Genomic DNA, 12,009 nt, shown 5'->3' with positions numbered 1-12,009 from the left:
GAATCTTTCAACTTAAGTTTTTTAGCGCCCCATAGGGCTTGTTTAAATAATGCCCTATAAGATGTTTTTATCCTTAACAAGCGGCTATTTCATTTGTCAGTTAGCTCTTTCTTACAAATTCAGCATGGCATTTTGGACAGGTAATGCAGATTTTCCCTTTGCCTTTTGGTATTCTGATTTTCTGCTTACAGGTAGGGCAGGAATAGATATGGTAATTCTTATTCTTCTCTCTGCGGCTTTTAAAGTTTTTGAAATAACCAAGAAATTTCTCTTTGTGCATCAGATACTTCTGATTCTCGCTGTATCTGCGGCTTGTGTTTTTAGAGAACATTCTGATATAACAAAGTATCAGCAAGAGAAAGGAAAGAGAAGATATGATAGCATTTGTAAGGAAGGTAGACAAAAGCATTAGAATAACACCTATCCATAACAAGAACTGGCCTAATTGATCCATTCCATATCTGCCAACCATAAACTGCCTGAATTTTTCTTTCATAATGACCTCCATCTGCTTCTTTGCAATTCTATTTTCAGTTCCGTTTTTCTTACAGCACGGAATAATGTTTATAAATTATTAATTCTGTTACAACCTTACAGTAGTAAAGGAGTCTTGTCAATGGATTGAAGGCATTCTTAATTTACTTTTTATACATATCAGACTTTTTTCATGAATTGGGGTGTGCTATACTGTGATTTGAGTGTCTAAGGGTGAATCTTTGGCAGCTGTTTCAGACTACCGTACACAATTAGGTGTTTGTGTAATTGTTAGAAACTTTAAAATTTTCGTTTCAATGTATGTGATTGCATACAAAATAGATGCATACAAAATAGAGTCAGGTGAATTGTAAAAAATTAATTGCATTTGATTTAGAGCGTGCTACTGCTCGCAGAAAGGAGTTACTATGAATTGCAGAATTGGCTGCGGTGCATGCTGCATCGCTCCTTCCATCTCATCCCCCATACCCGGTATGCCTGATGGTAAGCCTGCAGGTATACGCTGTATCCAGCTTACAAGTGATAATAAATGTAAGATTTTCGGCTTGGATACCAGGCCTAAGGTATGTGAAAGTTTGACACCTACCGAGGAAATCTGCGGTATTAATATACAGGAAGCCCTTTCATTCTGGGACACTCTGGAGTCGCTTACAAAAGGCTGAATCTCTGCATCTTTTTGTGTTTCCCTGCATATATAAAAGTAATTTATATTATTCTTTTTATGGATGCATTTATAGCGGGAGAAGGCAATGGATAATAACGAGAAAATTTTACTTCCTAAAAACAAAGGCCCGTACTTTGGTAAGCTTCAGGTACAGGTTATTTGTGAAGCAGGTTCCAGACCTATTGATATAGCTACCATTAAAATTTATAACCGCGACGATCCCGATACTTTAATAGACACTCTTACTACTGATTACTCCGGCCTGACAAAACCAATAAACCTCCCGGCACCTGCCCTTGAATACAGCATGGAGCCTCCCGGTGAAAGGCCTTATTCGGAATACATTCTTATAGTAACGGCACAGGGTCTAAAAACAGTTATTATTGACGGTGTTCAGATATTTCCCGATTCTTCCTCCAGGCAAAGAGTCGTTATGCCGCGTAATATAGATTCTGATGAAAGTTCAAAAGTAATCGTGATACAACCTCATTATCTCTATGGAACCTATCCCCTCAAGGTTTACGAAGATGAAGTAAAGGAAATGCCTGAGTCGAATAATCCTCCCCACATAGTAGTGCCTGAATTTCTGGTAGTACGCAATGGTATACCCAGCGATTATAAAGCAGGGGATTATTTTGTGGAGTACAGAGATTATATCAAAAATGTTGTATCCAGTATCTGTTATCCCAATTGGCCTGCTGACACCATTAATGCCATTATTCTTACAACCCTGTCCTTCGCCATGAACCGCTATTATACCAATTGGTATCAGAGACAGGGTTATACCTTTAATATTACCTCTTCACCGGCCTATGACCAGTTATGGATCTATGGGCGTAATATTTATGATAACATCAGTGTTTCGGTGGATTATTTGTTTAATTTATTTTTGGCAAGGCCGGGGATACTGCAGCCTATATTAACCCAGAGCTGTCGGGGGACACTTACCGACTGCACTGGAATGTTATCTATCTGGGGTTCAAAATTACTAGGGGATACGGGCTATGATGTCATGTTCATCCTGCATTATTATTATGATGATGATCTTTATGTTAGTTATACCGACGAGATAGCCAATGTTATATATCCCTGGCAGGGCAAGGACCTAAGCAATGGTGCAATTGGCGGAAATGTCAATGCCCTGCAGAAAATGCTGGATTTGATAGCAAGGGCATATCTGGTCATACCCCCCCTTGAGGAGGATGGAGTTTTTGGACCGGTAACAGAACGTGCAGTGAAAAATTATCAAAACCTTGTCCTGCTGCCTGCCACCGGAGTCGTGGACGCTGCTACCTGGTATTCAATGTACAGAACCTATAGCCAGCTGTTAAATGCTGAACGGAAATGCGTATAATGAAAGATATTGCCGATTGTGTGTGATCTGATAGTTAAGATCACTTCACACAAGATCGGCAATATTATTTCGCTGCTATTTTCAGACAGCTATCTCTTTTATAAAATCCTTTTGTTTTCTTATACCAGTAGCTCAGCCAGCTCACCCATGTAAACTATGTGAAGTTCATGGAGTGCCCGTGTAATTGCTACATATAAGAGTTTGGCATCAGCATCACTCTTTTCATAATTGTTTACATCAGGGTTCCATAATAATACACTGTCAAACTCCAAACCTTTGGTCATATGAATGGGTAATACCATGATTCCATTGGTAAAGTTCATCTGCTCCATATCCTCATTTAGAGGTTCCACCTCGATTAATTCCTTAAGCTTAAGATATACCTCCTTGGTCTCCTCCTCCGTTCTGCAAATAACAGCCTGTGTGGTATAACCGGTCTCCCTGCTGCTTTTAAGAATCCGGGCTGTTTTCTTTAACATCTCTTCTTGGTCTTTTGCTTTACACACCTCTACCTCTTTACCATGACGTATGATAGGCTCGATATCATAGGTTTTGAAGGTACAGTGCTTTAACACCCGGCTGGCATAGTTTGAGATTTCTACTGTATTACGATAACTTTTAGCAAGTACATAAAATTTATCTTTGTCTATTGAAAACACATCACTGCGCAGAGCTTCCCAGTCATTCATACCCGTATCAAAGTGAATATTCTGTGTAATATCCCCCATTATAGTATAAGTACAGCCGGAAAAAAGCTGCTTCATACAATAAAATACTGACACACCGAAATCCTGTGCTTCATCAACAATTATATGACTTACATACTCAAAATCCTTGGTATCTTTGATTCTTCTTTTCAGATAGGCAAACATGGAAAGGTCATACAGATCAATTTCTTTTCTCAGAAAACCTGCCTGCAGCTCCTTCACCACCTCTTCCTCTGGAAGGTGATGTGTGAATTCCTTATAGAGTTCCTTTGTAAGAAGACTTTCCATGAAATTTAAATACATCTTTTCATAATCGAACTTCGCTACTTTTTTTCCGAAGTAGTCTTTGTATTTTTTAGTCTCTATGCTTATGATTTCCTTTTCCTGCTGTTCTCTTTCATTGATAAGCCTAATCTTACTGACCAGGCGTTTATTAAGGAGCTCTTGTTTTTCCTGCAGCGGCTTCTCTTGAAAGATTGTGAGAAAATCTCTTATTTCCGTTTCTGAATATACACTCTTGCCATGATAGTTAATATCCTCTGTCTTAATAATTGTGGTTTCATACCAATCCAGGTAATACTCCAGGGCTTTTATAAAGTCCAAAGAACCTTTGTACCGTTTCAGACGGGTTATCGTATGATTGTTTCTGTCTCCTATTGTACGGCTTCTGGCAAAAGGATTCGTAAGTTTATACTTTTTCCTGAGCTTATCGAATTCCTTATCCAAAAGAGAGATCAGAAATTCCTCCAGCGTCATCTGGTTAATATTATATACATCAAGGTTTGGCAGTACACCTGTGATATAATTCAGCAGCATTTTATTACTGCCTATAATATAGAATTCATCGGAGCGGCATCTTTCCTTGTAGTTATATAAAATATAGGAAATACGATGCATTGCCACCGTAGTCTTTCCGCTGCCCGCAACTCCCTGTACGATTACACTGTGCCAGGGTGTATCTCTGATAATTTCATTCTGTTCCTTCTGGATTGTTGCAATGATTTCCCCTAATACCACTTCTTTGTTCTTTCCAAGGTATTTGGTTAGAAATTCATCGTTGGCGATAACATCCGTATCATAGAAATCCACCAGACTGCTGTCCTGTATTTCAAAGGTTCTCTTTAAATCCAAACCAATCAGGATTCTGTCCCCATAGGGTGACAGATAGGAACTCTCACCAACATCACTGTCATAATAAACACTGGATACCGGTGCTCTCCAGTCAATAATAATAATCTCCGTGCTGCTCTTGCTTACTCCGTTCTTACCAATGTATAAAGAAAATTCCTTCTTTTCTTCCTCTAATTCTTCTCCATTTGTTACAACTCCAAGTTCTCTGTAATCGATTCTTCCGAAAAAAGGCTTTTTCAAGGCAGCCATATTCTTACTCAGGGATTTTTCCAGATCAGTTTGCATACTAAGCCCGATAACCAGGTCATTATGCAGCTCCGGATTATTGGAACGGTAATTATCATAGAGCTCCTTGGTTTCAGAACGGACTCTGGCTAATTCCGCACTCTGGCTATCTACATTAAACCTGATAAGCGCAACGCATTCCTTTAAATGTTCTTCTTCTCTTTTCCACTCACTTCTTAGCTCTTCATGTCTTTCACTATTTTCCATGATACCTCCTTCAGGTCTATTGCGAACTAATGGTTTAAGTCCGTTTAACAGGCTACCTGTATCATATTAATGGAAAATTTTAAAAAATACTAGACTTTTATTTTTAATTATGGTATCATATATAATGAAGTTTACCTAAAAATAAGTAGTCGAATTATCTGACAATTTAACAAATATTCTCGTCGCATTGAAACCTAGGTTTCAATGTTTTTTATTTTATTAATCAATACTCCTCTTTCTATAATCAGGAATTATCAGCTTCTATAAATTTTTGATCCGCTTTGGAAAACATTCTTCTTAAACTTTTGCAGCAGGATTCCTGTTTATCGCATACTAATGGTTCAGTATATTAATTTATTAATACAGGAAAAGCCAGAAGCTGATGACTGGCCTTCCTGTATTTCGGATAAATTATCTTTCTTTTAATCGTTTTGTTATTTCTTCTGCTAGCTCTTCTGTTCTCTTACTTCTACCAGCCAGATCATCCAACAGCTCTACTATTTTAATCAAATTATGTATAGTTCCCGTTTTCTCATAGACATGAATTAAGATGTTTTGAAATTGAATGAGTGGAACCTTATCCGGTATTACCCCTTTTATAACCTCGGGGTATTTCTCTTCCAGATTATCAGTCAGCTGTTTTGTTAGCTGTTTATTTAATATCTTACCGTAATATTTTATACAGGTCTCTTCCAGATCCTTGTAGATCTGTCCAAAAGCCGCTGCTTCTTCTTTCTCAAAAGAATATTCAAACAAATTTGTATCATAAACCCAGATACGGTAGGTAAACTGTCCTAAATCAGTATTATCACGAATTCTGACTTGAGGAATCAATATTCCAAGGGATGCTGCTGCTCTTTTACGTATTTCATTTATCTCGGGAAAACCTTTACTGCTTTCTTCAGAGGCAGCTCCTAACAGACCGATACCAAATTCCAGCAGCACCGGTTCTGCAAGCAGGTTATTCAGAATCTCCTGGGTAGGTTTTAAGCCAGCTTCTTCATAAAAATCCACCTTATTCTCACCTTCCAGCAGGTAATCAATGGAACAATTCAGAATACGACAGAGCGCTACTAACAGCTCTATGTCCGGATATCCCATTCCTCTTTCCCATTTGGAAACAGCCTGGGGAGTGACACCAAGGCGCATTGCTAATTCCTCCTGGGTATAATTACCGTCTTTTCTTAAATTCATTAATCTTTCTTCAAATCCTCTTACCGTCATATCAATTACCTCCTCTTTTTTTATCTTTCCTGGCAATGATAACATTGTGTTTAAGAAAAGTAAAACAACCGGATGTTTATCCTTAGCTCAACAACAGCTATTTTAGTAGAACATAGAAAATCTCGAGATTTAAAGGTTATTCTACTGCTTTTCTATAAGCAAATAATAGCTGGCATAAAGAATCCAGACAATATCATAACAAAATAAGTAATTATTCATATAGATTCGAAAAGTCCCTGCCATTTTTATTAAATTATATACAAATATCCGAAGGAATATTGTTAAAAATTATGATTGTGTTAATTCTTTAACAATATTATAATAGATACAGAAATAGAAACAATGTGCCAGTTAACAGATATTACTTTTTATGATATATGTTGAAGCAACTGCTCACATTTGGCTAATAATAAGGAGGAATTTCATATGATGAGATACACACTGCCCAGAGATATGTATTATGGCAAAGGTGCATTAGAACAGTTAAAACACATTGAAGGTAAAAAAGCTATCCTTGTTTTAGGAGGCGGTTCCATGAAACGCTTTGGTTTTGTGGATAAAGTAGTTAATTATTTAACAGAGGCCGGCATTGAAACGAAACTTTTTGAAAATGTTGAACCCGATCCATCAGTAGAAACAGTTATGAAGGGTGCTGAAATGATGCGTGAGTTCCAGCCTGACTGGATTATTTCCATGGGCGGTGGTTCACCTATCGATGCTGCAAAAGCTATGTGGGTATTTTATGAGTATCCCGAAACCTCCTTTGAAGCAATTATTCAGCCTTTCTCTTTCCCTACTTTAAGACAGAAAGCTAAATTCATTGCTATTCCTTCCACCTCCGGTACTGCTACTGAGGTTACTGCTTTCTCCGTAATTACTGATTATGCAAAAGGAATCAAATATCCTCTTGCAGATTTTAATATAACTCCTGATATTGCTATTGTAGATCCTGACCTTGCAGAAACCATGCCTAAGACTTTAACAGCTCATACCGGTATGGATGCTCTGACACATGCAGTGGAAGCATATGTATCCACTCTTAACAGTCCCTTTACAGATCCTCTTGCTATCAAGGCTATCCAGATGGTATTTGAATATCTGCCTGCTTCCTATGAAGGTGATATGTCAGCCAGAGAACAAATGCACTATGGACAATGTCTTGCAGGACAGGCATTTTCAAATGCTCTCCTTGGTATTGTACATTCCATGGCACATAAGACTGGCGCTGCTTTCTCAACCGGACATATTCCTCACGGCTGTGCAAATGCAATTTACCTGCCTTATGTAATCAAATTCAATGCTAAAACTGCGGAAAAACGTTATGCTGAAATTGCAAGAAGCGTTGGAATCACAGGTACAGATACTGAATGTGTGAAAGCACTATGTGATAAGATCGATGCCTACAATGTTAATTTAAGCATTCCAAAGACCTTAAAAGAATTCGGTGTCAACGAAGCAGAATTCAAAGAAAAAGTTGCCACTATTGCAGAACTTGCTGTAGGGGATGCATGTACTGGTTCCAATCCAAGGACCATTACTCCTGCTGAGATGGAGAAACTCTTAACAGCTACTTATTACGGAACTGAAATTGATTTCTAAAGAGCTTTACTACATAATTTAAATAGAATCCTGCAATCTCTTTCAGAATTATAATACCTTCTAGAAAGCCTTCTAACCCCAGATAGCGCTGGATATAATTTAATGAATAGCTAGTAAAGCATAATAACAGGCTGCACCTTCCACTTGGGAGTTTTACCCGGAGAGAACTGGGAACCTTTCCGGGAACAAAGCTCCTAACTGGAAGGTGCAGCCTGTTTTAAGTCCTTTTAAAACAAATTTAAATATCAAAGTACTATATATATCCATAGGAGCTCAGGCAAATTTCAGAAAATAGAAAGAACGAATGCGCCTATGGAAAGGCATTAGACGTCCTTTTCTCTGAATATTTTGTGCTATATGATAAAACAGATTGTTTGAGCGAAGCGAGTTATCTGTTTTATCATATGTCAAGCACAAAATATTCAGAGAAATTAGGACTTCTTATGCCTTGGAATCGAAGCATGAGTTCTTTCTATTTTCTGTAATTTGCCGTCCCCTTGCGAAAAACTTACTTTTCACCTAACTCTTTTACCTAACGTTCTAAATTGACTTTACTGTATTTCCTCAAACCATCTGGCACATAGATTTAAAGCCCCCCGAAATCCTACATAAGGTGGTGTATGCGGATTAAAGCTCCATTCATTTATGCTTCTTTCTGTAACCAGCTCAGAAGTATTTCCCTGTACTTTCTTCTGAACCTCCTTGCGTGCCATCAGAATTCCCGTTCTCATATCCTCCAGTATCAGCTGTAACTCATTTTCTGTTCTAAAGGGCAGGTTAGCCTGTTCATATTCTTTGGAATCACACCAGAAAATCCCTTCTTTTAAAGAAAGCTCACCGCAAGCAAATTCTCTTAAACCTTGAACCACATCTGCGTTACCACCGGCATGAAAAACAGCCCTGTCACCGAAGTATTCCAGCATATGCGCAATATTCTCAAATGCTCTTCTTCCTTCCCTGAGCTCTTCCTCGATAAACTTAACATCAGCTGTCAGACCAGTCAGCTCTTCTAATTGTTTTATCCATCCCAGCGTTCCTTTATAGCCATAAGGTCTGCCAAGCAGATAAGGGGTTCCGAATTTTTTCTTTAATACCTCCGCTCCTTTCCTGCCTTCACTCCTGATAACAAGATTAACCTGCGCAGCTCCCATTGACTGAATGCTCTTTACATCTGCTTTTGTGGATAATACACAGGATACCTTCATTCCGAAAGCTCCCTTAAGGATTCTCTCGATCTCTCTTGCATCCTGCTCAAACAAATGCAGGTCTATACAGGAACCAATGATATTGCAGGTAAGCTCTTCTGTCCTTTCAACCTTTACCGGCAGATGTTTCAGAAGCTCGTACAGTGCGGTCTCAATACCTTTATGATAATTATAGGAAAAGCTTCCGCACGGAAAGAATAATATTGGCAGATCCTCATACTGATAACTTAATTCTTCACAGATGGCCTCCATATCAATTCCAATAACTTCAGGTACGGAGGACGGAATCAAAAATACTGCCTCAGCTCTATACTCCGCTAAGATCTCATCCAAAGCTCTGCCAATACGGTCTGTGATACCAAGGGCAATGTCTTTCTCATCAAGATGTGTAACATATAGCTTGACATCCTCTTCATTATAACCGGCCTGTTCAAACCATCTCCTGGCATATATCATATGCCCCATGGAACCAAATTCCAGCACAACTGCATCTTTAATGGTTCCAAGAGTCCAGAGAGCACCCATCCTTCCGGAGGGCAGTGGCTGCTGTTTATATAGACCCATGACTATCCCCTCCTTTTAGCTATATATTATCCGGCTGTTTTAATACTTTCTGCTCTGATCTTTTCAACTTAATAGTCGTCTTTTCTGTTGTCTCCTGCTCTGCTCTTAGTAACTCAACTGCTGCCTTTTCTGCTGACCCCTGCTCTACTCTTTGTAACTCAACAATTGCCTTTTCTGCTGACTCCTGCTCTGCTCTTTGTTGCTTAACAGCTGCCTTTTCTGCTGACCCTTGCTCTGGTCTTTGTAACTCAACTGCTGCCTTATCTGTTGCCAGCTGCTTTGAATTATTTTGTAATTTAACCGGTACTTCTTCCATATTCTCAGCTAATTCCAACAACCGGTCAAGCAACGCTATACTTCGCTCATAACCGGTCAGCGAAAAAATTCTATGAACAGCAGGATTAAACAGTACTCTTTCCTTTGGTATATGTAAGCAGTGTCCAATGGAAAACAGATTATAATCCCTTGCCCAATGACCTATATTGTTGTTTTCTGTTATGGTTACCAGGTAAGGATCATTTCCATGCTTCAAGATATCCTCTTTCCAGGGAAGGTCTGTTTCATAGAGATTCTCTACCGAAAGAAGTTTTGGCTCCATACCTAACTCAGACAGATAGGCAGCGGTTGGCAATGCCAGCAGCTCCTGGCTGGTCATAATAAAAGGAATTCCTTTTAATACTTCTTTGGCCTGCTTCTCTTTCTCTTTCAAAGCCTGATAAGAAGAATGGAGAAAATTCTGATCCTCCCGCTCTATTTCTAATTGATCGAATAACTTTTGATAAGCTGTTCTGATGGCTTCTGCTTCAAAGCTTTTGCATAAGAGAATTTCAGGCTTATGAAGCTTTTCGGATAACAGACTCTGATTGGCATCCAGAAGCACATTCAAGGTGCCCTTATTGATCTTTTCTGCTGCTTTTACAATTGTCTGAAGATTTACCTCTAATAGATTGCATCCGGCTTCCTGCAGGCACTCCTTCAGAGCGTTTCCTTCTTTGCCCAATAAAGCACCAAGGAGGTTTACATTTCTCTCCCCCTTATTTGCTTCCTCTTTCAGGGCAGCCTCCTTATAAAGCAGACCTAAACCACTATAAGTATCTAAAAATCCTGGATAATAACCGTTATATTTAAAATGGGCTCCATCTACAAAGAAAAGCTTTGCGGATATCTTGCCTTCCAGTTCCTTTATGACAGCCTCCATATCTTCTCCGATTAATGCAGGTACACAGGTCAGAATTAACATTATTATTTCTGCACCTTCCCTGTCCATTTCCTTAAGAGCTTCCAGCAATCCTTTTCTACAGCCAAATACCACTTCGCCTGCATCCAGTTCATATACATAATGAAGTTCTCCGTTTCGCCCTTTCTGATCTGTCATGACATAGCGGCTGTAATAGCCGCATTCTGCACTTCCAACTACAAGGGTGGAAACCCCGCTTATATTTCTTATCAGGGACAACGCAGTATGCATCGGGCAGTGCCTGCCGGGGTCCTCAGGAATACCGGAAAAAGGTATGACCGTTCTTGCGTTTATTTTGGAAAGAGGTAACCAGCCATGCTTGTTTCTTTCTTTCATTTCATATCTCCTACTGCTTCTTATGCTATATTTCGTTGTATCATTGGTTGATAGTAATCCAATTAAGTCTTTTAACCTCTGTAAAAAGACCAGTTACAACTTAATGGGTTGTTAAGGGAAAATAATTCTTGATAATTTATTATATTCCTCTGCCAAAGCACTGTCTGGAAAAGCTGCTACTACTGTTTTCCCAAGATCTTCTGCTTTTTGTATCATTGGATTTCGGTCAATCTTAAACAGTATATCTGTATCAATCTCTCTGGCAGCATCGCTTACCAGCTCATCCTCTCTCTCAATATTCTTCGCATTAAAGATTAAACCTTTAAGGGAAGCATAACCTCTCTTGCCAAAGCTTTTCACCGCATAGGCAATGTTGGAGGCGGCATAAAGCGCCATCATTTCACCTGAGGTCACGATACAGACTTCTTCCGCATAACCGCCTCTTATTGGCATAGCAAATCCACCACAGACAACATCACCTAATACGTCATACAATACAATATCCGGCTGATATCGTTCATAAGCTTCTAGTTCACTGAGTTTCTCAAAGGCGGTTATGATACCTCTGCCTGCACAGCCTACACCAGGCACCGGCCCCCCTGCCTCGACACACAGTACGCCCAGATCTCCCTCTACAACGATATCCTCAAGAGTAATATCTGTATTATCTCTTAAAACATCCAGAACCGTCTGAATCTTACTTCCTCCCGTAAGGTTTCTGGTAGAATCTGCTTTGGGATCACAGCCTATCTGCATTACTTTAAGCCCTCTGGCCGCCATGGCAGCTGAGAGATTGGAAACGGTAGTAGATTTTCCAATTCCACCTTTACCGTATATTGCTATCTTTTTCATGATACCTCTTTTCTTTTTCCGTATATGATAATTTCTCTTGCTTGAATAATCTGCTAATTATTAACTTATGCGCTTTCTCTTACTTGAATAAACTGCTAATTATTAACCTATGCGCTTTCTTTTACTGAATAATCTTCCAGTTATTAACT

General features: G+C 39.1%; 9 protein-coding genes. 3 read left to right on the top strand and 6 right to left on the bottom strand.

Annotated elements, in window-relative coordinates; genetic code table 11:
* Positions 1 to 100: 100 nt before the first annotated feature.
* A complete protein-coding gene (locus R2R35_RS16980; protein WP_317731022.1) occupies positions 101 to 496 on the bottom strand; it encodes a hypothetical protein in 396 nt (131 codons plus the stop codon).
* A gap of 406 nt (positions 497 to 902) precedes the next feature.
* Between R2R35_RS16980 and R2R35_RS16975 the strand changes: the two genes are divergently transcribed.
* Together R2R35_RS16975 and R2R35_RS16970 are read left to right on the top strand one after the other, a co-directional pair.
* On the top strand, positions 903 to 1,157 hold the full coding sequence (locus tag R2R35_RS16975) for a YkgJ family cysteine cluster protein (protein WP_317731021.1): 255 nt from the start codon (positions 903 to 905) through the stop codon (positions 1,155 to 1,157).
* Between the two features lie 87 nt (positions 1,158 to 1,244).
* Positions 1,245 to 2,513, top strand: coding sequence for a peptidoglycan-binding domain-containing protein (locus R2R35_RS16970; RefSeq protein ID WP_317731020.1), 1,269 nt, complete (start codon positions 1,245 to 1,247; stop codon positions 2,511 to 2,513).
* A 119-nt stretch (positions 2,514 to 2,632) separates the two neighbouring features.
* Here the strand turns inward: R2R35_RS16970 and R2R35_RS16965 are convergent, their stop codons facing one another.
* Both R2R35_RS16965 and R2R35_RS16960 read right to left on the bottom strand, forming a co-directional pair.
* A complete protein-coding gene (locus R2R35_RS16965; protein ID WP_317731019.1) occupies positions 2,633 to 4,843 on the bottom strand; it encodes a HelD family protein in 2,211 nt (736 codons plus the stop codon).
* A gap of 411 nt (positions 4,844 to 5,254) precedes the next feature.
* Entirely contained in the window at positions 5,255 to 6,067 is an 813-nt protein-coding gene (locus tag R2R35_RS16960; protein WP_317731018.1) for an FHIPEP family type III secretion protein, read from the bottom strand.
* A 426-nt stretch (positions 6,068 to 6,493) separates the two neighbouring features.
* Here R2R35_RS16960 and R2R35_RS16955 point away from each other — a divergent pair, with 426 nt between their 5' ends.
* A complete protein-coding gene (locus R2R35_RS16955; RefSeq protein ID WP_317731017.1) occupies positions 6,494 to 7,666 on the top strand; it encodes an iron-containing alcohol dehydrogenase in 1,173 nt (390 codons plus the stop codon).
* 551 nt (positions 7,667 to 8,217) lie between these two features.
* Here the strand turns inward: R2R35_RS16955 and R2R35_RS16950 are convergent.
* The 3 genes from R2R35_RS16950 to R2R35_RS16940 form a co-directional block, all read right to left on the bottom strand.
* Positions 8,218 to 9,435 (bottom strand): nitrogenase component 1, encoded by a 1,218-nt coding sequence (locus tag R2R35_RS16950; RefSeq protein WP_317731016.1) that lies wholly within the window; start codon positions 9,433 to 9,435, stop codon positions 8,218 to 8,220.
* Positions 9,436 to 9,454: 19 nt separating this feature from the next.
* Positions 9,455 to 11,008: a nitrogenase component 1 gene (locus tag R2R35_RS16945; RefSeq protein ID WP_317731015.1), complete on the bottom strand. Its 1,554-nt coding sequence runs from the start codon at positions 11,006 to 11,008 to the stop codon at positions 9,455 to 9,457.
* 111 nt (positions 11,009 to 11,119) lie between these two features.
* A complete protein-coding gene (locus R2R35_RS16940) occupies positions 11,120 to 11,860 on the bottom strand; it encodes a nitrogenase iron protein NifH (protein WP_317731014.1) in 741 nt (246 codons plus the stop codon).
* Positions 11,861 to 12,009: the final 149 nt, after the last annotated feature.

The sequence above is a fragment of the Anaerocolumna sp. AGMB13020 genome, from assembly GCF_033100115.1.
Taxonomy (GTDB): domain Bacteria; phylum Bacillota; class Clostridia; order Lachnospirales; family Lachnospiraceae; genus Anaerocolumna.
This window is presented reverse-complemented; position numbering and strand designations above follow the sequence as displayed.